The organism is Kribbella sp. NPDC104218 (assembly GCF_055584105.1).
In genome coordinates, this window is the sequence record NZ_JBVJMQ010000001.1 from 1,282,982 (window position 1) to 1,305,778 (window position 22,797).

Genomic DNA, 22,797 nt, shown 5'->3' on the forward strand with positions numbered 1-22,797 from the left:
AGAGCTTTCTGATGATCCCCACCGTGAAACTCAACAACGGCGTCGAGATGCCGCAGCTCGGCTACGGCGTCTTCCAGGTCCCGGACGCCGAGACCACGCCCGCCGTGGCGGCCGCCCTCGAGGCCGGCTACCGGAGCATCGACACCGCGTCGATCTACGGGAACGAGGCCGGTGTCGGCAAGGCGTTGCATGCCTCGGGCATCGATCGCTCCGAGCTGTTCGTCACCAGCAAGCTGTGGAACGCCGACCAGGGCCACGACGCGACCCTGAGGGCCTACGACACCAGCCTGGCGCTGCTCGGCCTGGACTACCTCGATCTCTACCTGATCCACTGGCCCACCCCCGAGCGCGATCTGTACGCCGACACCTGGCGAGCCCTGGAGAAGCTGGCCGCCGACGGCCGCGTCCGCGCCATCGGCGTCTCCAACTTCCAGCCCGAGCACCTGGACCGGCTGGCCGAGACCTCCGGGATCACCCCGGCCGTCAACCAGGTCGAGCTGCACCCCTTCCTGCAGCAGGACGCCGTCCGCAAGTACGGCGCGGACTTCGGCATCCGGACAGAGGCCTGGAGCCCGCTGGCCAAGGGCGGCTCGCTGCTGACCGACCCCGTCGTCGTGGCGCTGGCCGAGAAGCACGGCCGGACGCCGGCGCAGGTCGTACTGCGCTGGCACCTCCAGCTCGGCAACATCGTCATCCCGAAGTCGGTGACGCCCGCGCGGATCAAGGAGAACCTGGACGTCTTCGGCTTCACGCTGTCCGACGACGACCTCGCCACGATCACCCCTCTGGACCGTGGTGAGCGCACCGGGCCGGACCCGGACACGTTCAACGCCGCGTGAGATAGCAGTCCGCGACGGCATGGAAGGACTTCTTCGGCTCCCAGCGGTACGGCGACGCGGGGTCGTCGGAGTCCTTCCGCAGCACCTTGACCAGGCTGTACGACGCGATGTCCTCGTCGTGCGGCCGGTCCCGCGGGCGGTGTGGAGCGTCCGGTGAGATGAACGTGTACATCGACGCGCCGAGCATCCCCTCCGCGGTGAACACCTCGAGCATGTTCACCAGATGGTCGGCCTGGGCCTGCTCGTCCCGCACGTACTGCGGCGGGATCACCGGGACGTCGCCGCTGTAGTCGACGATCTCCCAGCCCATCCCGCCGAGCTCCGGCGCCCCGGTGAACGTGCAGGAGCCGAACTCCAGGATCAGGATCGGCTTGCCCCACCGGCGGAACGGCGCCAGCTCCTTGGTGTGACCGGCCGGGTCCTCGTGATAGCCGTAGTAGTCCAGCCCGACGATGTCGAACAGCGACCAGTCGACGTTCTCCAGGTCGTGCGCGGCGCCGTAGCTGATCCGGCCGTTGAAGTGCCGCCGGGCCACCTTGACCATCTGGGCGGTGAAGACGCGGAACTTGCGCTGCAGCTCGGGCATGTCGAACTCCCCGGCCGTCAGGTACTCGACCCGCTCGAAGAAGTTCGCACCGGGGATGATGCCCGGCGTGAACAGCATGAATTCGCAGCCGACCACGAGGATCACCTCGCGGTCGTGACGCCGGCGAAGCCGCTCGGCCTCGATCGCGACGGCGCGGAGCTTCGCCAGCTGCGCCTCCTGCGGCTCGTCGAACGCGCGCGGCTGGATCGACACCGTCAGACCTTCGTCGAGTGCCGCTTTCGCCGTCTCGGTGAGGCGGCGGACGTCGCTGCCGTAGATGCTCACCCAGTTGGCGTGCAGCCGGTGCCGGATCGCCCGGATCTCACCGCGCATCACCTCGTCCCGCCACCAGAGCCGGCCGTCCTCGCCGAGGAAACCGGTGCCGACGTCGTACGCGACGCCCTTCAGGGACAGCCGGCGCCGTCGTGGCGCTGCCGCCGCCGAACCGGGAAACGCGGTCAGTCCTGCGGTGCCGGCCAGCAATCCGAGCCCGGCCGTTCGCCGCAGGAACTGGGCTCTGTCGATCTCCGATGCGTTCATGAACCGAGTGTTCGCTCCCGCGACCGCGGATTCGTCGTACCTCCGTCCCTCCTGGCTACGACTTTGGTCGCTAACACAGTGTGCTCCGATCTGACACACTGTTTCAGTGCGAGCTGCAGATGAACCGACGGCGCTGGGCTCGGTCTGGCTCCGGACCGAGGCCGAGGCGACCCGGGCGCCACTGACCCGGGAGCGGATCGTGACCACGGCGATCACGCTGCTGGACGACGAAGGCCTGGACGCGTTCTCGATGCGACGAATGGCGGCCGCGCTCGGCACGGCCGCGACGTCCGCGCTGTACTGGCGAGTGGCGAACAAGAACGACCTGCTCGAGCTGGCCGTCGACGAGATCCTCGGGACGGCGGTCGTCCAACCGGCCGCGGGGGACTGGCGCGACAAGCTGACGGAAGTGGCGACAGCGGCGTACCGGGCCTTGTGGGAGCACCCCTGGGCGCCGCAGCTGCTGGCGACCCACGCCGGGCTCGGTCCGAACTACCAGGCGCTGACCGACCAGTTGGTCACTTTGCTGATGGGCGCCGGCTTCAAGGGCGTGCACCTGGATGCGGCGGTGTCGGCGGTCTTCCACTACCTGATCGGCTCGGCCGTGACCGACTCGGCGTGGTCGGCGATGGTCCGGCGCAGCGGGCTGACCGAGCGGCAGTGGGCGCGCCGGGCCGGTGACCAGCTCGGCGTCGGCGCGGAGAGCCTGGCCGCGTACCTGAACCGGGCCGACCACGCCGGGCCGGAGGCGCGATTTTCCTCGGGACTCCGGGTGATTCTGGTCGGGTTGCGCCCTCGTCAACTCACCTGATCACTCGTGACACAGGGATGACCCGTCACCGATGTGCCCGATCAATCGCTTGCACACGGACCGTCGCCGTACGACTCTTCACGGTTATGGAGCCGCTCCGCCCTGCGGCCCCCTGAGACCACCCTGGAGTGTGAGGCATGACAGGAAAGCTCAAGCTCGCCCGCGCCGCGTTCGCCGCAGTGATCCTGCTGACCGCGTCGGTCGGAGCGGTCGCGCACGCGCAGGCCGCCAAGCCGAAGCCGAACCCGAGTATCGTCGGCGGCACGCTGGGCAGCACCGCGCAGACCCCGTGGGCGATCGCGCTGAACAACAGCCGGTCCCCGGTCCCGAGCGGGCAGTACTGCGGCGCGACGCTGGTCAAGGCGAACAAGATCGTCACCGCGGCGCACTGCGTCACGCAGCCGATGAGCACCTACACCGCGATCCAGGGCCGCGACGACCTGCGGACCTCGGCCGGTAAGACCTCGAAGATCTCCAAGATCTGGAAGGACCCGCTGTACGGCCGGCAGCCCGGTCACGACGTCGCCGTCCTGACGCTTGCCACGCCGTTCACCGGGGTGCCGACGCTGGCACTCGAGTCCAGCACCGCGGCGGACGCCGTCGGCGCGCAGTCCACCACCTACGGCTGGGGCAACACCGAGGGCACCGGCCCGGCGGACCGCTTCCAGAAGGTGCTCGTCCCGGTCCTCGGCGACTCCTACTGCAACCAGGTCTACGCCGGTGAGGGCTACGTCTCCAACGGGGAGATCTGCGCCGGCTACAAGAACGGCGGCAAGGACTCCTGCCAGGGCGACTCCGGCGGCCCGCTCGTCCTGAACGGCCGCCTGTTCGGCGTCGTCTCCTGGGGTATCGGCTGCGCCGACGCCGGCAACCCGGGCGTGTACGCCGAGGTCGCGACGTACTACACGGCGCTGACGCAGCAGATCAACAACTAGGCCGGGTTTCGGGTGGCCGGTCCACGGGGATCGGCCACCCGTTCCTTTTGTTTCAGAGGTCGGCCAGCACCGAGCCGGGGTTCTCGAAGGCGTCGGCGACGAAGCGCAGGAAGCCGGCCGCGGTGCCGCCGTCGCAGACCCGGTGGTCGAAGACGAGCGACAGCTGCGTCAGCTTGCGGACCGCCAGCTCGCCGTCCACGACCCACGGGCGATCGATGATCCGGCCGACGCCGAGGATCGCCACCTGCGGATGGTTGATGATCGCCGCGCTGCCGTCGACGCCGAAGCTGCCGTAGTTGTTCAGCGTGAACGTGCCGCGGTTTAGCTCTTCGGGGGTCAGTTTCCCGAGTCTGGCCGACTCGGTCAGCGCGCGGATCTCGACGTCCAGCTCACGCGCCGTCAGCCGATGCGCGTTCGCGACGGCCGGCACCACGAGCCCACGCTCCGTCTGCGCGGCCAGCCCGAGGTTGACCCCGTCGTACTGGACCAGCTCGTCCCCGTCGACGAACCCGTTCAGCTCCGGGTACTTCACCAGCCCCGCAACGACGAATCGGCCCATATAGGCCAGCAGCCCCGGCCCGTCCTTCGTTGCCTTGCGCAACTCGATCAACGCGGTCGCATCGACATCCACCCACGTCGTAGCCTCCGGAATCTCGGCCCGGCTCCGGCTCAACGTCGCCGCAACCACCTTCCGGAACCCACTCATCCGCTCCCGCCGCAACTCCGGCAGCCCCGTCCGCTCAACCACCTTCGGAGCAGCCAGCACCCCCTCGACATCACGCCGCACGATCAACCCACCAGGCCCACTCCCCCGGACCGCCCGCAGATCAACCCCACCCTCCTTCGCCATCCGCCGAACCAACGGCGAAACCACCCGAACGACACCAGCGCTCTGCACCGGCTCAGCACTTCGCGCGGCCTGCTCGCGTGGCGCGGCGCTTTGTGGCTGCTCCAGTTGCGTGCTTCCCCCACCTCGCACGTGCGGGCGCCGCCGGCGACCTGCCCCGCCGTCCGCCGTCCCATAGCCGACGAGCACATTCCCTGACCCCGCGCGCTCTTCCTCGCGGTACGTCTCACCGGCCGATGCTTCCGCCGCGATGGTGATCAGCGGCTTACCGACCGGAACGACCGTCCCGACCTCACCGTGCAGCTCGGCGACCACACCGGCGTACGGCGACGGCAACTCGACGACGGACTTGGCGGTCTCGACCTCGGCGACCGGGGTGTCGATGGCAACGACGTCCCCCGCGGCGACCAGCCAGCGCACGATCTCGCCCTCGGTCAGCCCCTCCCCGAGATCCGGCAGCAGGAACGTGTTCACGAGTCCTCCCACTGAAGGTTGTCGACGGCATCGAGAATGCGATCGACCCCCGGCAGCTGGTGCTTCTCCAGTTTCGGCGGCGGGTAAGGGATATCGAACCCGGTCACCCGCCGGATCGGCGCCGCCAGCGAGTGGAAACACCGCTCGGTGACCCGCGCGACGATCTCCGACGACACACTCGCGAACCCGCTCGCCTCGGCGACCACGACCGCCCGTCCGGTACGCCGGACCGCCGCACACACCGTCTCGTCGTCGAACGGCACGATCGACCGCAGATCCACGACCGTCAGCTGCCGCCCCTCGGTCGCCGCGACCTCCGCCGCCTCCAGCGCGACCGGCACCGACGGCCCGTACGCGATCAGGGTCGCGTCCGCGCCCTCCCGGCGTACGACGGCCTTGCCGATCCCGGGCTGGTCCTCGGTGAGGTCGACCTCGTCCTTGGCCCAGTAGAGCTTCTTCGGCTCCATGAACACGACCGGATCCGGCAACTCGATTGCCCGTCGCAACAACGTGTACGCGTCGGCGACGGTGCTCGGGGCAACGACCGTCAGCCCGGGCGTGTGCGCGTAGTAGCTCTCCGACGAGTCGCAGTGGTGCTCGACCCCGCCGATGCCACCGGCGTACGGCATCCGGATCACCATCGGCAGCTGGACGCGACCGCGGGTGCGGTTCCGCATCTTGGCGACATGCGACACGATCTGCTCGAACGCCGGGTACCCGAACGCGTCGAACTGCATCTCGACGACCGGCCGCATCCCGTTCATCGCCAGCCCGACGGCCATCCCGACGATGCCCGACTCGGCCAACGGGGTGTCGAAGCAACGATCCTCGCCGAACTCCGCCGTCAGCCCGTCGGTGATCCGGAAGACGCCGCCGAGCGGGCCGACGTCCTCACCGAACATCAGCACCGTCGGGTCGGCGTGCATCGCGTCGCGGAGCGCCTGGTTGAGCGCCTGCGCCATCGAGATCTTCACGTGGGTCATGGCTTCAGGCCTCCTCTCGCGACAGCTCGTCGCGCAGGAACGCCGCCTGCTCGGCCAGCTGCGGCGTCTGTTCGGCGTACAGGTAGGCGAACAGGTCTTCGGGGTTCACACTCGGCTCCGGCATCAGGCCGTCGCGCAACTGCTGGGCGACCTCCGTCGAGACCTGCTCGGCGCGCTGCTTCAGCTCGTCGGTCAGCAGGCCGTTATGGGTCAGATAGGTCTCCAGGCGCTTGATCGGGTCGCGCTGCAGCCACGGCGTGACCTCGTCGTCCTCGCGGTAGCGCGTCGCGTCATCAGCGTTCGTGTGCGCCTGGACGCGGTACGTGTGCGCCTCGACCAGCTGCGGACCCTCACCCGCACGTGCTCTCTCGACGGCCTGCCCGAGAATGGCGAGCAGCCCGGCGAGGTCGTTGCCGTCGGCACGTTCACCGGGGACGCCGTACCCAATGCCCTTGTGTGCAAGGGATGGCGCGACAGTCTGCTTGGACAGCGGGACCGAGATCGCGTACTCGTTGTTCTGCACGAAGAACACGACCGGTGCGTGGAAGACGGCCGCGAAGTTCAGCGCCTCGTGGAAGTCACCCTCGCTGGTGGCGCCGTCACCGCAGAGCGCCATGACGACGGTGTCCTCACCCTTGAGCCGCGCGGCGTGCGCGACGCCTACGGCGTGCGCCAGCTGGGTCGCGAGCGGCGTGGCCTGCGGCGCGACGTTACGCGCGTACGGGTCGTAGCCGGAGTGCCAGTCGCCGCGCAGCAGCGTCAGCGTCTCGATCGGGTCGACGCCGCGGCTCACGATCGACACCGTGTCGCGGTACGTCGGGAACAGCCAGTCCCCATCGCGCAGCACCATCGTGGCGGCGACCTGACAGGCCTCCTGACCGTGCGACGACGGGTAGACGGCCAGCCGGCCCTGCCGGACCAGCGCACTGGCCTGATCGTTGATCCGGCGACCCTTGACCAACTCGACGTAACCGTCGGTCAGGGCCTGCGCGGCAGGCAGCTCGTACGACGGGTGTTCGTGCGGAACGCCGTCCTGGTCGATCAACCGGACAGGTTCGGCGGAGGGGAGCAAACGCTCCTCGACGGTGGTCATGGACCCTCCAGCGCGGGGGAGACGGACGGTGTCCATATCGTCGTCGTTCTGGCCATTCGGATCCATAGCTGGGAGAATTGCTGGACGTTTGGTTCAGTTCTATGGCCTTTGGAGTTCTGTATGTCTGACGACGAGATCCCACATCAGGCCGGTCCTGGACGGATGGTCGTGGCTCCGGCGCTGGACGAGACGGACCGGCAGATCGTCGAGGCGCTCGGCCGGGACGGACGGCTCTCGATCCGGGCCCTGGCCGACCTGGTGCACATCTCCCGCGCGAACGCCTACGCCCGCGTCGAGCGCCTCACCACGACCGGTGTCATCACCGGCTTCACGGTCACGGTCGACCCACTCAAACTCGGTCTCGCGACCTCGGCGTACGTCACGCTGAGTCTCCGCCAGAGCTCCTGGCGGACGCTCCGCGAACAGCTCCAGGCGATCCCCGAGGTCAAACACATCGCACTGGTCGGCGGCGACTTCGACGCGATCCTGCTCGTCCGCGCCGCCGACAACGAGGGCCTCCGCCGCGTCGTCCTCGAAAAGCTCCAGGCCATCCCCGAAGTCCTCGCCACCCGCACCGCCCTCATCTTCGAGGACCTGGGCACCCTCTAACACCCACAGGACCGTCGCACGATCAGCTCCGCCGGATACGCGATCGAATGCGGCACAGTCCCCTCGTCCAACTGCCGCACCACCTCCGCAGCCATCACCTCCACCGGCTGCCGCACCACAGTCAACGGCGGCCAGCAGTACTCCGCCTCCGGCGTCCCGTCGAACGCCACCACCGCAATCTCCACCCCCGCCTCATGAAACGCCCGCAACAACCCCACCCCCTGCAAATCCGACGAAGCAAACACCGCAGTCACCCCCCGCCGTCGCTCAACCAACCTCTTCCCCGCCTCATACCCGCCCTCCCGCCCAAACCCCACCCGCTCAACCACCCGCCCCCGAACCCCCGCCTCCCCCAACGCATCCCGCCACCCCCTCTCCCGCTCCGCCCCGCCCACGCCTACTACCAGTGCGATGTTCTTGTGGCCGTGCCAGAGGAGGTGTTCGACTGCCGCCCGGGCGCCCTCGCGGTACTGCGGGCGTACTGAACTCACCCCCGGGAGAAGGCGATTGACGGCGACGACCGGCACATCGGCTCCCCCGAGCTCCGGTGCCTCCGAGGGTGTCACCAGCACCAACCCACTCACCTGCCGCGCAAGCAGCTCAGCCACCTTGGCACGCTCGGTCGCCGGATCGCCGTCCGTGCTCGTCTGGAGTACGACGTACCCACGCTCGGCCGCCGCCCGGTCGATCGCCTTCGCCAGCTCCGCGAACAACGGATTCCCGCCGTCAGGCGTGATCAACCCGAAGGTCCGCGTCGATCCGACCTTCAGCGCCCGCGCCGTCGCGTTCGGCCGATAACCCAGCACCCGGATCGCCTCGAGCACCCGCTCCCGCGCCGCCGGCGACACCGGCCGCGGCCCGCCGTTCACGACGTAACTGACCACCGCCGTACTGACCCCGGCGTACTCCGCGACCTGATTCCGAGTGACCGTCGACATACCCCGATGATACAGTCTACACGAGTAGATCTACACGAGTAGAAAGGTCCGCCCGTGACCCGCAGATATGCCGTCGCCGGGACCGGCTCCCGCGCCCGTGACTACGTCCGCGCGATCTTCCAGGACCACCCCGCGGACGCCGAGCTCGTCGCCCTCCTCGACCCGAACCCCGGCCGCCTCGCCTTCCACCAGCAGTACATCGCCGAGCTGGGCGGCGGCCCGCTCCCGCAGTACGGCGCCGACGACCTCGAGCGGATGGTGCAGGAGCAGTCCGTCGACCGCGTCATCGTCACCAGCCCCGACTACACGCATGCCGCCGTCGTCTCCCGCCTGCTCCGCGCCGGCGCCGACGTCATCGTCGAGAAGCCGCTGACGATCGACGCCGAGGGCACACGAACGATCGCCGCCGCGATGGCGGAGTCCGGCAAGTCCGTCGTCGTGACCTTCAACTACCGCTACTCACCCCGCAACAGCGCGCTGCGCCAACTCATCGCGGACGGCGCCATCGGCACCGTCACCAGCGTCGACTTCCAGTGGGTGCTCGACACCCGCCACGGCGCCGACTACTTCCGCCGCTGGCACCGCGAGAAGCAGAACTCCGGCGGCCTCCTGGTCCACAAGGCGTCCCACCACTTCGATCTGGTCAACTGGTGGATCGCCTCCGAGCCGACCCGCGTCTTCGCCTCCGGCGGCCTGTCGTTCTACGGTGCCGACAACGCAGCCGCCCGCGGCCTCGGCCCACGCCCCGAGCGCGGCACCATCGACAACTCCGCCGACGACCCCTGGCTGCTGGACCTCCGCGACAACGACGCCAACCGCCGCCTCTACCTCGACAGCGAGCAGTACGACGGCTACCGCCGCGACCAGGACGTCTTCGGCCCCGGCATCACCATCGAGGACAACCTCGCCGTCCTGGCCGACTACGCCAACGGCGTCCGCCTCAGCTACTCCCTCAACGCCCACTCCCCCTGGGAGGGCTACCGCGTAGCCGTCAACGGCACCGAAGGCCGCGCCGAACTGGACGTCGTCGAACGCGCCGCGGTCCTCGACGCCCACATCGACCCCAGCTACCCGGCCGGCAACGTCATCACCGGCGCCATCCGCTCCGACGGCGAACGCCTGGTCCTCCAGAAGCACTGGTCCGCAGCCGTAGAAGTACCAATCCCCCAAACCACCGGCGGCCACGGCGGCGGCGACGCCCTCCTCTACAAAGACCTCTTCCAAGGCCCCACCCAAGACCCCCTAGCCCGCGCCGCCACCCTCCGCGACGGCATCAACGCCGTAGCCCTAGGCATAGCCGCCAACAACTCCCTCCAATCCGGCCACCCCACCCAAGTAACAGCCCTAAACCTCGGCTAGCCCGCTGTCCCGCAGGATCAGCTGGACGGTCGCCTCCAACGAGCTCTCCGCCCCGATCACTCGCTCCACCGGCTGCCCCAGCAGGTCCCGCTCCCGGTACCACTCCGCCATCTCCGCGACGCCAAACGCAGCAGCCTTCTCCCGAGTCGCGTGCCGCCGCACCGTCTCCTCGAACGGCACATCCAGGTAGTAGAAGTACGCCGCCTCTTCGCACTCCGCAGCCAGCTCACCCAACATCCCGCCGTATCGCACCGCCAGCAGAATCCCCTCCACAACCACGTGGAACCCGCGTCGCAACGCGAACCGAGCCATCACGCCGATCAGCTCGATATTCGCCCCGTCGGGCTCAGCCAGCTCCTGAAACACACTGCGCCGCACATAGTCCTGCTCAATGACAGCCACCCCACGCCCGTACGCCGCCCGCACCCCCTCAACCACCGAACTCTTCCCGGCGCCAGAGTTCCCACGCACCACAATCAAACGCGGCTCCATCACAAGCCGCGGAGGTGGTTGGTCAGGTCGCCGGTGAGGCGGATTCGTACGATGCGCTCGACGAAGCGCCAGCTGTGGTTGTGGCGTTCGAAGGTGTCCAGGTAGCGGCCGGTGGCGATCAGCTGTGGGGCTGCCTCGGGTAGTGCTTGGACGACGGTCACGTACGAACGGGCCGCGGCGACGTCGCCGTCCAAGTCGATGGCGATGTTGGTGGTGGCGTGGTGGGTCCGGGGTGTGCCGTCGCCGTAGACGATCAGATGCTCGCGAAACCACTGCTCGATCGCGGACCGCCCCACCAACGGCTCGCCGGCACCGCGGTACGTCGCCGCGGCGAACAGCTCACCGACGCCTGCGAAGTCACCGTCGTCCACGAGCTCGGCGTACCGAGCGATCAGATTCTGAATCTCCCGGTACGAGTCCGCGTCCACGGGTTCGGACTGTACTACCAGTCGGTCGGCTGGCCGGGGCGGTGCGTGCCGAAGGTCCACTCGTACCCCTCGACGTCAGCGACCCGACACCGGTAGTTGCCCCATTCACTCTCTTCAGGCTTCCAGACCGACTCCGCGCCCGCAGCGGTCGCAGTCCGGTAGATCGCATCCACTTCGGCCCGTTCGTCCAGTGCGACGTAGGCACCGTGCCCGACGGTGTCGCCCTTCCGCGCCGGCCGCTCGTAACCCACTTCGTCGGTGAAGAGCGTGAACGCAACCCCGCCGTACCGCACCTCGGCATGCGAGATCCCGCCGTTGCCGTCCGGCACCTCCATCGTCGTCTCGAACCCGAAAGCCTTCTCCAGCCAGCGCAGCGCACCAACTGCATCGCGGTAACCGAAGTAGGCATGGAATGTCGCGGTCACACCGCTGCTCTGACTCATACCTCCAGCATCGCCCCAGTAGCGGACACCTGCCGTCCGCTACCCGAGCGCACTCGGACGACGGGCAGCCCGCTGCCTGCGGAACCAGATGAACAGCGCAACGCAGGGCACGAGCAGACCACCGATACCGAGCACGAGAAAGTCCCACTCCGCACCGATGTGGTCGACCAGCCACCCGAAGTTCTGGCCGAAGAAGCCAGTGACAAAGGTCAACGGGAGGAAAACAGTCGCCAGAATCGTCAGCTGCTCGATCGTCGCGTTCTGCCGGACACTCACCTTCGTCTGCTCGACAGAGATGACCGCCATGTTCGCCTCGAGAACCGTCGCCAACAGATCGCGCTGAGCGGCGACCTCCTCGTTCACCAGCACCAGGTGGTCGTGGACGTCGCGGAAGTACGGCAGCAGCTCAGTGTTCCGCGCACCGCGCTCGATCGTCGCCAGCACAGCGAGCAGCGGGTGCACGGCCCGGTAGAAGTCCGTCACCTCCCGCCGCAGAAAGTAGATGCGCTCCGTCGGCGCGACCGCACCGGCGAAGACCGTCCGCTCCACCTCTTCGATGTCCCGCTCCAGCTCCGCCACCACCGGGCCGTACCCGTCGACGACCTGGTCGAGAATCGCCCACAGCACCGAGTTCGTACCGGCCTCGAGCAGCTCCGGTCGCTGTTCCAGCCGGATCCGCGCCCCGTGCAGATCACTCGCCACCCCTTGCCGGACGGTGATCACGAACGCCGGCCCGACGAACACGCTCACCTCGCCGAACTCGACCTCCTCACGTTGCTCGTCGTACCGGGCCGTGCGCAGAATCACGAGCCGGATGTCCCCCTCGTACGGCTCGACCTTGGGCCGCAGGTGGAACGTCTGGGCGTCCTCGACCGCCAACTCGTGCAGCCCGAAACTCGCACTGACCTGCCGGAGCTCCTCGGCCGTCGGATCGAACATGCCGAGCCAGACGAAGCCGCTCTTCGAACAGTGCGCGGCCGCGTCCTGGACCGACATCGTCCCGACGTGCTGGCGGCGCCCGTCCTGGTAGTACGCGCAGTCGATGATCATCGTTGCCTCCCTGCTCCGATCGTCGTCCACGCAGTGCGACCGAGACAGGGGCGGACAGATGAACTTCGCGCGGGTTCCGGTCGAGTTCCGGCCAGGTTCCGGAAAAGTGCCGGACGGGTTCCTGGTCCGGGTCGAACCCGTCGACAAGAATGTGCGCATGGGACAACCAGTGGTGCTGATGCCGAAGCCGATGCACGCCGCCGTCGCCGCGGGGCTGAGCGGTCACTGTGAGCTGATCAAACTCTGGGAGGAGAGCGATCCGGACGCCGTCCTGGCCGCGCGCCGCGACGAGATCGTTGCCGTCGCCACCGGCGGCACCCCGATCGACGGCCCGTGGCTGGATCAGCTGCCCGCGGTCAAACTCGTGGCGAGTTTCGGCGTCGGTTACGACCACATCGATGCGGTCGCCGCCGCCGAGCGCGGTGTCGTGGTGACCAACACCCCCGGCGTCCTGGACGACGAGGTCGCCGACACGGCCCTCGGCCTACTGCTGATGACCGTCCGCGAGCTGTCCCAGGCCGAGCGCTACCTCCGCGCCGGGAAATGGCAGCAGGAGGGCGCCTATCCGTTGACCAAGGCAACGATGAACGGACGCCGGCTCGGCATCCTCGGCCTCGGCCGGATCGGCCAGGCGATCGCCGACCGGGTGCAGCCGTTCGGCGTCTCCGTTGCCTACCACAACCGACACCCGAAGGACGTCGACTACCCGTACTACGAATCCCTGGTCGAGCTGGCCCGGGCCGTCGACACGCTGATGATCGTGATCCCCGGCGGTGACTCCACCCGGCACCTGGTGAACGCCGAGGTGCTGGCGGCCCTGGGGCCGGAGGGCATCGTCATCAACGTGGCCCGCGGCTCGGTCGTCGACGAGCAGGCCCTGGTCGACGCGCTGCGCTCCGGCGCGATCCAGGCCGCCGGGCTCGACGTCTTCGAACACGAGCCCGAGGTCCACCCCGATCTCCTCACCCTGCCGAACGCCGTCCTGCTGCCGCATGTCGGCTCGGCCACGGTCGCGACCCGCACCGCGATGGGCAATCTCGTCGTGGAGAACGTCGTCAACTGGCTGAGCTACGGAGCACCGCTGACCCCGGTGCCGGAGTCCGTCGGCCGCTAGCCTCCGCGCGGATGCCACGGAGGTGATGTACATTGAGGTTATAAAAACACGATCGTATGAAAAACGGGGACGATGAGCAGACCACTGGCGATTGCGATGACCACACTTCTCACGGCGGGCCTCCTGGTCAGCTGCGGGAGCTCCGACCGATCGACACCCAAGTCGTCGACCAGCTCTTCGGCGGCGGGCTCGACAGCCGGCGCCGCTCCGGCCTGGAAAGCTTGTGGGGTCGAGGTCCCGAGTGAGGTTGTCGCCGGGCTCGACGAACGGCGGGCGGCCGCGGTGCGGGCGCGCGAGTGCGCGACCATCACGGTGCCGGTCGACTACGGCCGGGCCGAGGGCCCGACGATCCAGCTCGCGATCACCCGGGTCCGCTCAGCAGACGAAGGCCGACGGCTCGGGTCCGTCGTCTACAACCCGGGCGGCCCGGGGGCGTCCGGTCTGGATACCGTCGCCGGGATGACGAGCCGGTATCGCGATCTGCTGGACCGCTACGACCTCGTCAGCTGGGATCCGCGCGGCGCGGGATCGTCGGCCCCGCTGACCTGCGGGAGTTCAGGCGACAGCGCCGACGCGTTACCGCCCGGCGTCCCGACAACCGACGCGCAGTGGGCCGCGCTCGGAGCCGCGGCCCAGCAGTTCGGCCGGCAGTGCGCCGAGTCGGGTGGCGAGCTGCTGAAACACCTCGGCCTGTTCGACTCGGCGCGGGATCTCGACCAGGTCCGGGCCGCGGTCGGCGACGACAAACTCCACTACGTCGGCGTCTCGTACGGCGGCCAGCTCGGAGCGGCGTACGCCGAGCTCTTCCCCGATCGCGTCGGGCGAATGGTGCTGGACGGTCCCGGAACACCGGCCCGGACGTACGAGCAGACCTTGCTCGACCAGGCCGCCGGCGCCGAGCTCGGCTTTCGGCAGCTGGTGGCCAGCTGTCTGACCAAGCCACCGTGCGCGCTCGGCCGGGATCTCCCCGATGCCAAGGTGAAACTCGCGTCCTTCCTGACCAAACTCGACGCGAAACCACTGCCGACCAAGCAAGCCCAGCAGCCACTGACCCGTGTCGGCGTCGTCTCCGGGATCAGCACCGGGATCGCGGATCCGCCGCTCTGGCCGCAGCTCGCGCAGTCGCTGGCGGCGGCGTACCGGGGTTCGGGTGACGAGTTGCTCCTGTTCGCGACCGCGATCGGACGCCGCCCGGATGGCTCTCGCTCGAATCTGCCGACGATCAACTCCGCGGCGAACTGTCTCGACCATCCCGGTGCGATCACCGTCGAGAAGGTCCGCGCGGCGCTGCCCAAGTTCGCGCAGGTCTCGCCGCTGTTCGGTCCGGTCACCGCGCTCCGCCTGCTCGAGTGCGTCGGCTGGCCGGAGCCCGGCGTCGGCCGGGAGCGCCCGATCGACGGCGAAGGCGCCGCGCCGATCGTTGTCGTCGGCAACACCGGTGATCCACTCGGCCGCTACGAGTGGGCGCAGGAGCTCACGACCATGCTCCGCTCGGCCAAGCTCCTCACCTGGCAGGGCGAGGGGCACGGCGCCTACGGCCGGATCAACGTCTGCGTCGACAAGGCCGTCAACAGCTACCTGCTCACCGACGAAACCCCAACCACCCAGACCTGTCCAGGTCGCTGATCGGAGGTGACAGCCATGCCAGGCGACGTATCAGGTCGTCGGGAGATCCCAGATCCGCTCGGTCTCCCAGGCGTACTCCCACGCCTGGATATCCGGCGGCTCGATCCCGAGCCCGGTCAGGATCGCGCAGACCTGCTCCCGGTGGTGGTTGGCATGGTTGATCGCCTGCGCGATGAAGATGCCGACCCGGGTGCCGCGGGTGTTGTCGTCAACGATGATCACCCGCTCGACCTCGATCGGCCCGTCGAGAAAGGTCTCCCACAGCGCCCCGGCCTCGTCGTTCCACCGCCCGATCAGCTCGAGATCCGCGCGCTCGCCGCTGTCCACGAAGTCGAGCGGCCGGTCCGCGATCCGGCGCAGGTAGCTGCCGTCGCACCGGACGATGTGGTCCAGCGTGGAGAGGATCCCGCCGTAAGTTCCGACGCCGGTGACTTCGAGCTGATCGGCCGTCAGCGCCTGCTGCCGGCAGAAGCGGACCAGCTGCCCGGTCGCCCAGTTGTTGTGCCGGATCGGATCACGCAGCACGTCATTGGCACTCATACAACTCAAGCTAGCCAGCCGGCAGCGCCCGGCGACACCGGATTTCCCGCACTCCGCCGGGCCGCTGCCGATCCGGGGCCGTCAGGAGCCGGCGATATTCGCCAACCAGCCGATGCCGAACTTGTCCGTCACCATGCCGAACTCGTCACCCCACATCTGCTTCTCCAAGGGGACGGTCACCTTGCCGCCCTCGGACAGCTTGGCGAACCAGGCGCGCAGGTCCTCGGCGTCGTCACCGCTCAAGCTGACGGCGACGTTGTCGCCGGGGTTGTACGGCATGCCCTCCGGGGTGTCCGCCGCCATCAGCGTGAACCCGCTCGGAGTCTCGAGCTGCCCGTGCATGAGCAGGTTCTCGTCGTCCGGGCCGTGCCCCGCCCCGAACTCCCCGAACGTGCTCACCTGCAGCTCCCCGCCGAAAACCTCGCGGTAGAACTCCAGCGCCGCCCGCGCGCTCCCGTCGAACTGGATGTAAGGATTCAGCCGAGATGCCATCAGATCTTCCTTTCCCCCTGCGAGAACCACCCTGTGGCCGCACCCTAGTCCCGGCTCCGGACACCTGGCGAGACTCCGGCCCCGCCGATCCCGCACGGTCATCGCCCGGACGCCGTCCGTTCGCCCGTCCGGCCGTCTCTTCGTTTGCCTCTTCGTTCGCCCGTTCGCCCGCCCGTCCGATGGGCCGGGCCCTGATTAAGGTCTGAACATGATCCTGCGACACATCACGATCGATGCCGAAAATCCGTACGAGCTCGGGCAGTTCTGGAGCACGGTGACCGGCTGGCCGCTCGGCGACGGCGACGAGCCCGGTGACGACGAGGTCCTGGTGGAGGCGCCCGCGCCGGTGCCGGGCCTGCTGTTCATCCGCGTGCCGGAGAAGAAGTCGGTGAAGAACCGCGTCCACGCCGACTGGGTGCCGACCGAGCGCACCCGCGACGAGGAGGTCGAGCGACTGCAGAGCCTCGGCGCGACCGTTCACGACGACCACCGCAAACCCGACGGCCGCGGCTGGGTCACCATGCTCGACCCCGAGGGGAACGAGTTCTGCGTCGAGCGCAGCGAGGCCGAGCGGTCCACCTGATAGCCAACACTCCGCTTCGTTGACCCAAGCAACCTTTTGGCCCCCGAAATGCCTTTAGTGCCCCAGTGGCGCGCAAAGATGGCCTCGATCACGGACACGTTCCGTGATCGAGATCATACTTTCGGAGATTTTCACCGCGCCGCGCAACTTCTCTGATGCCACCCGCATCGTCGGAAGTGTCAAGGGCTAACGGCGCTGCCAACGGCAGCAGGAGCTGGGGGATTCTGGTGTTCACACGGGTACTTTCACTTGCGCTGATCACAGCGAGCGTGAGCGGGACGGCCCTGCTGGCCCCGGCCGCGAACGCCGCCACCACCGGTCCGTCGACGGCCGTTGCCACGGGCACCTACCCGTGCCCCGGCTACAGCACGATCGACGACGCGGTTCCGCTGAAGTCGGTCATGAACGACACCTTCATCTGGAGCAAGTTCAAGCCGACCAAGGTCGGCAACGGGAAGGGCAACATCAACTGGAAGGCCAACCCGTACAAGAACCCGAGCTGGTACATGTGGCTGCACTCCCTGCGCTGGATCGGCCAGGGCATCACCGCCGGCAGCAACGGCGACAAGGCGGCGCTCGCGCACGTCACCGCCATCACCCGGGACTGGGTCAAGGACAACCCGTACTCCTGGAAGGCGAACGCCGGCGCGCACGAGGCCACCATGCACCGGACGAACGTCCTGCTCTGCCTGCGGCAGGCCGTGCTGAAGAGCCTCAAGGTCACCAAGCTGCCGAGCAGCTACGCCTGGCTGGACGCCGCGCTGATCAACCACGCCAAGTTCATGGTCGCCAACTGGGGCGGCCCGGGGAACCACGGCACCGACGAGAGCATCGCTCTGTTCGGCGTCGGGTGCACGCTGAACCGCAGCGACTACAAGAAGACCGCTCAGGACCGGCTCGCCAAGGGGATCACCACGGCGATCGACGCCCAGGGCGCGACCAACGAGCAGGCGACGGGTTACGCGCAGTTCAACTACACCCTCTGGGGCCGCGCCGAGGCCGCGTTGCAGAACTGCGGCGTCAACCCGGGCACGACCATCAAGGCCCGCCGCGCGCTGCTCGGCACCTTCATCGCCCACGCCACCACCCCGCTGGGCATGCTGCACCAGATCGGCGACACCGAGTACGTGAAGACCAACAAGGTCGCCGGCTCGGCGTTCGAGCACGCCGCCACCCAGGGCAAGGTCGGCAAGGCGCCCGCCGACCGGGTCAAGATCTACTCGGCCGGGTACGTGTTCGGCCGCTCGGGCTGGGGTTCGGCCCAGACGCCGTTCGCGAGTGAGTCGGCGTACAGCCTGCGGTTCGGCCCGAAGCGCGCGCTGCACGGCCACAGCGACCACACGTCGCTCACCTACCAGGCCCGCGGCCGCGACATCCTGATCGACCCCGGGTACGCCGGCTACGCGAACAAGACCTGGCGCGCCTGGCTCACCGGCCCCGCCGCGCACAACGCGATGGTCACCCCGAAGCTGGCCGACACGAACCCCGTCACCAAGCTGACCCGCTCCGCCGTGAAGCCGACCGCGGACTTCTACGAGCTGAGCGACGCCCCGGCTGCCGGTGTGACCCGAGTCCGTTCCGTCCTGGTCCTGCGCAAGCCCGACGTCCTCGTCACGCTCGACCGCGCCACCGCCAAGACCTCCCAGCAGTTTCAGACCCTCTGGCACCTCCCGGCCGACCAGCGCGCCACCGCCTCCGGCCGCGGCGGCGCCGTAGCCACCAAGTCCGGCGACAACAACCGCACGGTCCTCATCCAGCTCCCCTACCGGGGCGCACTCCCCGCCGGCGCCACCCAGGTCAAAACCGGCCAGAACAACCCCATCCAGGGCTGGCACCTCCCCCACATCACCACCCGCAAAGCAGCCTCGACCGTCATCTTCAGCCGCGCCGGCAAGTCCGTCGCCATCCTCTCCCTGGTCATCCCCACCCGCGCCAACGGCGCCGTCACCTACAAAGTCCGCTCCGTCGGCACCACCTACGTCGTCGACCTCACCGTGGACGGCGTCAAGGCCTCCTTCGGCATCACCGGCGGCGGAACCCTCCACCGCCGATAGCCGCAGCGGCTGTCTTAGCTGCGGAAGCCTCCGGCACGGTAAGTTGGGAGGGTTCAGGCGGAGCGGTGGAGGGGTGACTTGAGTCGTCGGGAGGCGGGCCGCGAGCTGTTCGTCGGTCCGTGGAGGCTCATCACCGGGCGCTGGATGCTGCTGAGCGGGTCGCTGACCGCGCTGGCGCTTCTGGGCGGTACGACGGTCGCAGTGGTCGGCTCTGTGCGGGAGGAACGGCCGATTGCGAGCGCGGCGGGCGGTGCGCCGACGGCGGCGCCGGCTGACGACAGTACGCCGAAGCCACAGCCGACTCCGGGCCAGGCGTTGCCCTCGGCGACCGCACGGCCCACCCAGCCTGGACGGTCGGACTCCGGGCGGCTGGGACCGTGGGAGAACCTGAGCCACCGCATCTCCAGTCCGGCGAAGATCCGGGCCGCGGTGCGTGGTGACGGCGTGTTCCTATTCGGTGACAGCATCTCCGTGCAGGACGGTCCGGCGCTCGAGAAGCTGGTGACTGCTCAGACCGGCGCCCCGGTCGCCGTCCACGACTGGTCCGGTCAGCCGACGTCAGCCGCGGTCGATGCGCTTGCGGACTGGTCGCGCAAGTACGGGCTGTCCCGGCGGATCGTGATGGCGGTCGGCAGCAATGACATCTTCGACCCGGCGGCGTTCGCGGCCGAAGTCGAGCAGGCGATGGAGCTCGCTGGGCCGGAGCGGACGGTCTACTGGGTGAACGTGCACGCGAACCGGTTCGGAGTTCCGGAGCGAGTGCGGAGCGCTGACCGGGCCAACAGCGCGTCGATCAACCAGACTCTGGATCAGGCGGCCGCACGGCATCCCAATCTGCGCATTGTGCGCTGGTCCGAGTTCCTTGCGGCACGGCCGGGGCAGGTGGCCAAGTATCTCCGTGACGGCATCCACACCACCCAGCCCGCCGGCCAACGCGCTCGGAACGCGCTGATCTCACAGGCGTTGAAGAGCGGCGAATGAAACGCCTGGGGCCCGCTCTGGTCGCTGGTGCGGTGCTGATTGGCACGCTGCTGGTTCCAGGTCGGGTCTCGGAGTCCGAGCCCGGTCCGGTGCCACGGGCGGAGGCGCCACAACCACACTCCGCTCCGACGGCCAAAGCGATGGGAGCGACGTACACCTGCCCGTCGTACTCCGGGATCGACCGGCCGAACCCGGTGCGCGACCTCTACCGGGACAGATTCACCTGGGGAACCGCACCGGCGTACCAGGTGGGCGACGGGCGCGGAAACATCAGCTGGCAGGACAACCCGACCGGAAACCCCAGCTGGTACATGTGGCTGCATTCGCTGCGCTGGCTCGGGCAGGGCATCCGGGCGGCCGGTAGCGGGGATTTGCGCGCGCTGCAGCGCGTGGACGCGATCGCTCAGGACTGGGTGCGCGACAACCCGTTCCCATGGCGGGACCACGCTGGCGCGGCGGAGTCGACCATGCATCGGACGAATGTGCTCATCTGCCTGCGGCAGGCCGTGCTGTCCGGACGACGCACCACGCGGCTCCCAGCGGCGTACGGCTGGATAGACAAGGCCTTGGCGACGCATGCGCGCTTTCTGCAGCTGCACTGGAGTGGCGGCTGGAACCACGGCACTGACGAGAGCCTGGCGCTGTTCGGCGTCGGCTGCACGCTCGGCCGCGCGGAGCTGAAGCAGGTAGCGGTTGATCGGCTCGCCGTTGGGCTTCGGACCTCAATCGACGGCCAGGGCTCCACGAACGAGCAGGCCACGTCGTACGCGCAGTACAACTACTCGCTGTGGGGACGGGCGATCGACGTCCTCACCAGGTGCGGCGTCGACCCCGGTCCGGCGATTCGGGCGCGCCGGAAGCAGATGGCGAGCTGGCTGGCGCTGGCGACCAATTCACTCGGCTACCTGCATCAGATCGGGGACTCCGAGGTCGTGCGGACCACTCCGGTCGCCGGTACGCCATTGGAGTACGCCGGAACGCTCGGACGGCGCGGAGCCCGGCCTCAGCAGCGCGTAGGGATCTTCGCCGCCGGCTACGTGTTTGGCCGGACGGGGTGGGGTGAGCGGCGCGCGTTCGACCAGGAGTCGACGTACAGCATCCGGTTCGGCCCGCAGCGCCGGCTGCACGGGCACGACGACCACATGTCGGTCACCTACACGTCGCTGGGGCGGGACATCCTGGTGGACGGCGGCCACCCGGGCTACGTCGCGAACGCCGCGCGCACCTGGGCCGGCGGGCGGACTGCACACAACGTGATGACAGTTTCGGGGACCGCACCGGTGGGCCCGGCCACGAAGCTGGTCAGGTCGATCGTGCGCGACAACTCGGAGTACTACCGGCTGACTGACACGCTCGGCGGCGTCCGCACGCGCGACGTACTGGTGCTCAAGGACCCGGACCTGATGGTTGTCCTCGACCGCGGCACTTCCAAGGTCAGCCGCACGTGGGAGACGCTCTGGCACCTGCCTGCCGACCAGCAGGTCACCCCACTGGACCGCTACTCGGCAGTGGCCCGCCGTCCCGGCGACAACCGCCAGACGCTCCTTCTACAACTCGGCCCATCGAAAACGCCTGCCCAACTCACCTCCGCCTGGCACTACCGAACGATCGACCACAGCACCGCAGCGCCCGTCCTGAAGCTCAAACGCTCCGGCCGCAGCGCCTCCATCCTGACCGCCATCGTCCCCACCCGCACAGGCACTCCAGTCACACACAAGCAGTCCGCAACCAGCCTGACCCTCACCATCGGTTCCGCAACCGTGCACATCGCCATCGCCCCAGACGGCACACTCCGCCGCGTACGCTAACCAAATGGCCCAGGTGGCTCTACGAGCCGGCATCCACACAGACCACACCCCAGTCCGCTGGCACAACTTCACCGAAGCCCTGCGACAGGTGTCATGAGCGGCTGGCGGTTCGGTGGGGTGGTGGCTGCGCGGGGCGAGTTGGTGGCGTTGGTGCTGGACGACTACAAGGGGTGGGGGAAGCCGCACTGGAGTCTGCCGAGTGGGCGGATCGAGGAGGGGGAGTCGCCGGAGGCGGGGTCGGTGCGTGAACTGCGCGAGGAGACTGGCCTGGTGGTTACCGAGACGGCGCTGCGGCTCGCATGGCGCACGGTAGTCGTCGTGGACGGCGTACCAGCTTCGGAGTGCTGGAACTACGTCGCGTCCGCGGAGGACGGCGTCCTGCAGGTAGATGACCCCGATCTGACCATTCTCGAAGCCCGCTGGTTCTCCCGGTCCGAGGCCACCGAGCTGCTCGAGCAGCTCCCCTACCCGCCCCTCGGCGTACCGGCTGCCGCCTATCTGAAGAATGGCGAGCCGCTCACCTGGACCTTCACCTCAACCGACGGCAACTGGACCTGGCACTCGACTCCACTCATATAGACCTACGGAAGCCACCCGGTCCGCTCATACACGTTCCGATCCCCAAGCCAGGAACGGAAACCGGCGTAGTCGACCACACCGCCGTCCAACACCGCCTGGTACAGCCAGTACCCGTACGCGCGTCCCCCGACCGCAGCCGCCTCCTCCTTGATCGCGAGCACCCGCTCACGCGCCTCCGGCGTCAGCGCCCGCCGTACAGCAGCCGCCAACGCCGCCCCACCAGTCGGCTGCGGACTACCCGCAAACACCCAGGTGTCCACAGTCCAGGTCTCATCCGCCGACAGCTCATACTCCAGCTTCCAGTACTGCCCGCGCTCATGCCGGTCCCGCGCATCCAAGTACGTGACTCGGCGTACCCGAGGCAGCTCAGCCAACGCCCCCACAACAGCGAACCCATCCGCCACCCGCGGCACCGCCGAATAAACCTCCAGATCGATGTCAGGAGCAACCACCACCCCGATCCCCACCGACCCAACCACCACCGGAACGCCGTACCCACCCCACCGCTCCAACAACTCGAGCTCCCGCAAAATCCCCTCCGCCACCCGCAACCGCCCCTCCGCCCGCTCCCCCAAACCCCGAATCACCATCCC

The 22,797-nt window shown here is 68.6% G+C and carries 24 protein-coding genes; 12 read left to right on the plus strand and 12 right to left on the minus strand.

Translation table 11 applies throughout. The features are described from left to right. The first annotated feature begins 8 nt into the window (after positions 1-8). The gene (locus ACZ6ZD_RS06020) at positions 9-839 is read left to right on the plus strand and encodes an aldo/keto reductase (protein WP_465672630.1); all 831 of its coding nucleotides are present in this window, start codon (positions 9-11) and stop codon (positions 837-839) included. Here the strand turns inward: ACZ6ZD_RS06020 and ACZ6ZD_RS06025 are convergent. Continuing rightward, positions 826-1,965 carry a hypothetical protein gene (locus ACZ6ZD_RS06025; protein WP_465668819.1) on the minus strand — a complete coding sequence of 380 codons (1,140 nt, stop codon included), beginning with the start codon at positions 1,963-1,965 and terminating at the stop codon, positions 826-828. The genes ACZ6ZD_RS06020 and ACZ6ZD_RS06025 overlap by 14 nt on opposite strands. Before the next feature lie 106 nt (positions 1,966-2,071). On the opposite strand from ACZ6ZD_RS06025, the gene ACZ6ZD_RS06030 reads away from it, so the two are divergent. Then, positions 2,072-2,776 (plus strand): TetR/AcrR family transcriptional regulator C-terminal domain-containing protein, encoded by a 705-nt coding sequence (locus tag ACZ6ZD_RS06030; protein ID WP_465668821.1) that lies wholly within the window; start codon positions 2,072-2,074, stop codon positions 2,774-2,776. Between the two features lie 137 nt (positions 2,777-2,913). Further along, on the plus strand, positions 2,914-3,711 hold the full coding sequence (locus tag ACZ6ZD_RS06035) for a S1 family peptidase (protein ID WP_465668823.1): 798 nt from the start codon (positions 2,914-2,916) through the stop codon (positions 3,709-3,711). A gap of 52 nt (positions 3,712-3,763) precedes the next feature. On the opposite strand, the gene ACZ6ZD_RS06040 is transcribed toward ACZ6ZD_RS06035, so the two are convergent. From ACZ6ZD_RS06040 to ACZ6ZD_RS06050, 3 genes are read right to left on the minus strand one after another with little or no spacing between them, the layout of a single operon-like run. Continuing rightward, positions 3,764-5,032, minus strand: coding sequence for a dihydrolipoamide acetyltransferase family protein (locus ACZ6ZD_RS06040; protein WP_465668825.1), 1,269 nt, complete (start codon positions 5,030-5,032; stop codon positions 3,764-3,766). After that, positions 5,029-6,015: an alpha-ketoacid dehydrogenase subunit beta gene (locus ACZ6ZD_RS06045; protein ID WP_465668827.1), complete on the minus strand. Its 987-nt coding sequence runs from the start codon at positions 6,013-6,015 to the stop codon at positions 5,029-5,031. The genes ACZ6ZD_RS06040 and ACZ6ZD_RS06045 overlap by 4 nt, the downstream gene beginning before the upstream one ends. A 4-nt stretch (positions 6,016-6,019) precedes the next feature. After that, entirely contained in the window at positions 6,020-7,108 is a 1,089-nt protein-coding gene (locus tag ACZ6ZD_RS06050) for a thiamine pyrophosphate-dependent enzyme (RefSeq protein ID WP_465668829.1), read from the minus strand. A 120-nt stretch (positions 7,109-7,228) separates the two neighbouring features. Here ACZ6ZD_RS06050 and ACZ6ZD_RS06055 point away from each other — a divergent pair, with 120 nt between their 5' ends. Further along, positions 7,229-7,717 carry an Lrp/AsnC family transcriptional regulator gene (locus tag ACZ6ZD_RS06055; protein ID WP_465668831.1) on the plus strand — a complete coding sequence of 163 codons (489 nt, stop codon included), beginning with the start codon at positions 7,229-7,231 and terminating at the stop codon, positions 7,715-7,717. On the opposite strand, the gene ACZ6ZD_RS06060 is transcribed toward ACZ6ZD_RS06055, so the two are convergent. Further along, positions 7,714-8,655, minus strand: a complete 942-nt coding sequence (locus ACZ6ZD_RS06060) for a LacI family DNA-binding transcriptional regulator (protein WP_465668833.1) — start codon at positions 8,653-8,655, stop codon at positions 7,714-7,716. The genes ACZ6ZD_RS06055 and ACZ6ZD_RS06060 overlap by 4 nt on opposite strands. Positions 8,656-8,709: 54 nt before the next feature. Between ACZ6ZD_RS06060 and ACZ6ZD_RS06065 the strand changes: the two genes are divergently transcribed. Continuing rightward, positions 8,710-10,014 carry a Gfo/Idh/MocA family protein gene (locus ACZ6ZD_RS06065; RefSeq protein WP_465668835.1) on the plus strand — a complete coding sequence of 435 codons (1,305 nt, stop codon included), beginning with the start codon at positions 8,710-8,712 and terminating at the stop codon, positions 10,012-10,014. On the opposite strand, the gene ACZ6ZD_RS06070 is transcribed toward ACZ6ZD_RS06065, so the two are convergent. From ACZ6ZD_RS06070 to ACZ6ZD_RS06085, 4 genes are read right to left on the minus strand one after another with little or no spacing between them, the layout of a single operon-like run. Further along, complete coding sequence (locus tag ACZ6ZD_RS06070; protein WP_465668837.1) at positions 10,000-10,506, minus strand: AAA family ATPase; 507 nt, start codon at positions 10,504-10,506, stop codon at positions 10,000-10,002. The two genes, ACZ6ZD_RS06065 and ACZ6ZD_RS06070, sit on opposite strands and share 15 nt — an antisense overlap. Further along, positions 10,506-10,934 (minus strand): nuclear transport factor 2 family protein, encoded by a 429-nt coding sequence (locus ACZ6ZD_RS06075; RefSeq protein WP_465668839.1) that lies wholly within the window; start codon positions 10,932-10,934, stop codon positions 10,506-10,508. Before ACZ6ZD_RS06075 ends, ACZ6ZD_RS06070 begins: the two co-directional genes overlap by 1 nt. 14 nt (positions 10,935-10,948) lie before the next feature. Beyond that, the gene (locus ACZ6ZD_RS06080; protein ID WP_465668841.1) at positions 10,949-11,377 is read right to left on the minus strand and encodes a VOC family protein; all 429 of its coding nucleotides are present in this window, start codon (positions 11,375-11,377) and stop codon (positions 10,949-10,951) included. A 39-nt stretch (positions 11,378-11,416) separates the two neighbouring features. Next, positions 11,417-12,427, minus strand: coding sequence for a magnesium and cobalt transport protein CorA (locus ACZ6ZD_RS06085; protein ID WP_465668843.1), 1,011 nt, complete (start codon positions 12,425-12,427; stop codon positions 11,417-11,419). 157 nt (positions 12,428-12,584) lie between these two features. Between ACZ6ZD_RS06085 and ACZ6ZD_RS06090 the strand changes: the two genes are divergently transcribed. Beyond that, positions 12,585-13,541, plus strand: a complete 957-nt coding sequence (locus tag ACZ6ZD_RS06090) for a 2-hydroxyacid dehydrogenase (protein WP_465668845.1) — start codon at positions 12,585-12,587, stop codon at positions 13,539-13,541. A 96-nt stretch (positions 13,542-13,637) separates the two neighbouring features. Then, positions 13,638-15,167, plus strand: coding sequence for an alpha/beta hydrolase (locus ACZ6ZD_RS06095; RefSeq protein WP_465668847.1), 1,530 nt, complete (start codon positions 13,638-13,640; stop codon positions 15,165-15,167). 30 nt (positions 15,168-15,197) lie between these two features. Here ACZ6ZD_RS06095 and ACZ6ZD_RS06100 read toward each other — a convergent pair whose 3' ends face one another. Continuing rightward, complete coding sequence (locus ACZ6ZD_RS06100) at positions 15,198-15,707, minus strand: DinB family protein (RefSeq protein WP_465668849.1); 510 nt, start codon at positions 15,705-15,707, stop codon at positions 15,198-15,200. Positions 15,708-15,788: 81 nt separating this feature from the next. After that, on the minus strand, positions 15,789-16,199 hold the full coding sequence (locus ACZ6ZD_RS06105; protein ID WP_465668851.1) for a VOC family protein: 411 nt from the start codon (positions 16,197-16,199) through the stop codon (positions 15,789-15,791). A gap of 208 nt (positions 16,200-16,407) precedes the next feature. On the opposite strand from ACZ6ZD_RS06105, the gene ACZ6ZD_RS06110 reads away from it, so the two are divergent. The 5 genes from ACZ6ZD_RS06110 to ACZ6ZD_RS06130 all read left to right on the plus strand — a co-directional run bounded on the left by ACZ6ZD_RS06110 (position 16,408) and on the right by ACZ6ZD_RS06130 (position 22,204). Then, entirely contained in the window at positions 16,408-16,782 is a 375-nt protein-coding gene (locus tag ACZ6ZD_RS06110; protein ID WP_465668853.1) for a VOC family protein, read from the plus strand. Between the two features lie 269 nt (positions 16,783-17,051). Next, positions 17,052-18,836: a heparinase II/III domain-containing protein gene (locus ACZ6ZD_RS06115; RefSeq protein WP_465668855.1), complete on the plus strand. Its 1,785-nt coding sequence runs from the start codon at positions 17,052-17,054 to the stop codon at positions 18,834-18,836. Between the two features lie 78 nt (positions 18,837-18,914). Further along, positions 18,915-19,817, plus strand: coding sequence for an SGNH/GDSL hydrolase family protein (locus tag ACZ6ZD_RS06120; protein WP_465668857.1), 903 nt, complete (start codon positions 18,915-18,917; stop codon positions 19,815-19,817). After that, complete coding sequence (locus tag ACZ6ZD_RS06125) at positions 19,814-21,625, plus strand: heparinase II/III domain-containing protein (RefSeq protein WP_465668859.1); 1,812 nt, start codon at positions 19,814-19,816, stop codon at positions 21,623-21,625. The genes ACZ6ZD_RS06120 and ACZ6ZD_RS06125 overlap by 4 nt, the downstream gene beginning before the upstream one ends. A gap of 93 nt (positions 21,626-21,718) precedes the next feature. Next, positions 21,719-22,204, plus strand: coding sequence for an NUDIX hydrolase (locus ACZ6ZD_RS06130; protein WP_465668861.1), 486 nt, complete (start codon positions 21,719-21,721; stop codon positions 22,202-22,204). 2 nt (positions 22,205-22,206) lie between these two features. Here the strand turns inward: ACZ6ZD_RS06130 and ACZ6ZD_RS06135 are convergent, their stop codons facing one another. After that, positions 22,207-22,794, minus strand: coding sequence for a hypothetical protein (locus ACZ6ZD_RS06135; RefSeq protein ID WP_465668863.1), 588 nt, complete (start codon positions 22,792-22,794; stop codon positions 22,207-22,209). Positions 22,795-22,797 lie beyond the last annotated feature (3 nt).

What these genes read in the sequence shown, in the direction of transcription:
- ACZ6ZD_RS06025 (WP_465668819.1), bottom strand. Translation starts at nt 1,965, where the DNA reads ATGAACGCATCGGAGATCGACAGAGCCCAGTTCCTGCGGCGAACGGCC.
- ACZ6ZD_RS06035 (WP_465668823.1), top strand. Translation starts at nt 2,914, where the DNA reads ATGACAGGAAAGCTCAAGCTCGCCCGCGCCGCGTTCGCCGCAGTGATC.
- ACZ6ZD_RS06045 (WP_465668827.1), bottom strand. Translation starts at nt 6,015, where the DNA reads ATGACCCACGTGAAGATCTCGATGGCGCAGGCGCTCAACCAGGCGCTC.
- ACZ6ZD_RS06050 (WP_465668829.1), bottom strand. Translation starts at nt 7,108, where the DNA reads ATGACCACCGTCGAGGAGCGTTTGCTCCCCTCCGCCGAACCTGTCCGG.
- ACZ6ZD_RS06055 (WP_465668831.1), top strand. Translation starts at nt 7,229, where the DNA reads ATGTCTGACGACGAGATCCCACATCAGGCCGGTCCTGGACGGATGGTC.
- ACZ6ZD_RS06060 (WP_465668833.1), bottom strand. Translation starts at nt 8,655, where the DNA reads ATGTCGACGGTCACTCGGAATCAGGTCGCGGAGTACGCCGGGGTCAGT.
- ACZ6ZD_RS06070 (WP_465668837.1), bottom strand. Translation starts at nt 10,506, where the DNA reads ATGGAGCCGCGTTTGATTGTGGTGCGTGGGAACTCTGGCGCCGGGAAG.
- ACZ6ZD_RS06080 (WP_465668841.1), bottom strand. Translation starts at nt 11,377, where the DNA reads ATGAGTCAGAGCAGCGGTGTGACCGCGACATTCCATGCCTACTTCGGT.
- ACZ6ZD_RS06085 (WP_465668843.1), bottom strand. Translation starts at nt 12,427, where the DNA reads ATGATCATCGACTGCGCGTACTACCAGGACGGGCGCCGCCAGCACGTC.
- ACZ6ZD_RS06090 (WP_465668845.1), top strand. Translation starts at nt 12,585, where the DNA reads ATGGGACAACCAGTGGTGCTGATGCCGAAGCCGATGCACGCCGCCGTC.
- ACZ6ZD_RS06095 (WP_465668847.1), top strand. Translation starts at nt 13,638, where the DNA reads ATGACCACACTTCTCACGGCGGGCCTCCTGGTCAGCTGCGGGAGCTCC.
- ACZ6ZD_RS06100 (WP_465668849.1), bottom strand. Translation starts at nt 15,707, where the DNA reads ATGAGTGCCAATGACGTGCTGCGTGATCCGATCCGGCACAACAACTGG.
- ACZ6ZD_RS06105 (WP_465668851.1), bottom strand. Translation starts at nt 16,199, where the DNA reads ATGGCATCTCGGCTGAATCCTTACATCCAGTTCGACGGGAGCGCGCGG.
- ACZ6ZD_RS06110 (WP_465668853.1), top strand. Translation starts at nt 16,408, where the DNA reads ATGATCCTGCGACACATCACGATCGATGCCGAAAATCCGTACGAGCTC.
- ACZ6ZD_RS06125 (WP_465668859.1), top strand. Translation starts at nt 19,814, where the DNA reads ATGAAACGCCTGGGGCCCGCTCTGGTCGCTGGTGCGGTGCTGATTGGC.
- ACZ6ZD_RS06130 (WP_465668861.1), top strand. Translation starts at nt 21,719, where the DNA reads ATGAGCGGCTGGCGGTTCGGTGGGGTGGTGGCTGCGCGGGGCGAGTTG.
- ACZ6ZD_RS06135 (WP_465668863.1), bottom strand. Translation starts at nt 22,794, where the DNA reads ATGGTGATTCGGGGTTTGGGGGAGCGGGCGGAGGGGCGGTTGCGGGTG.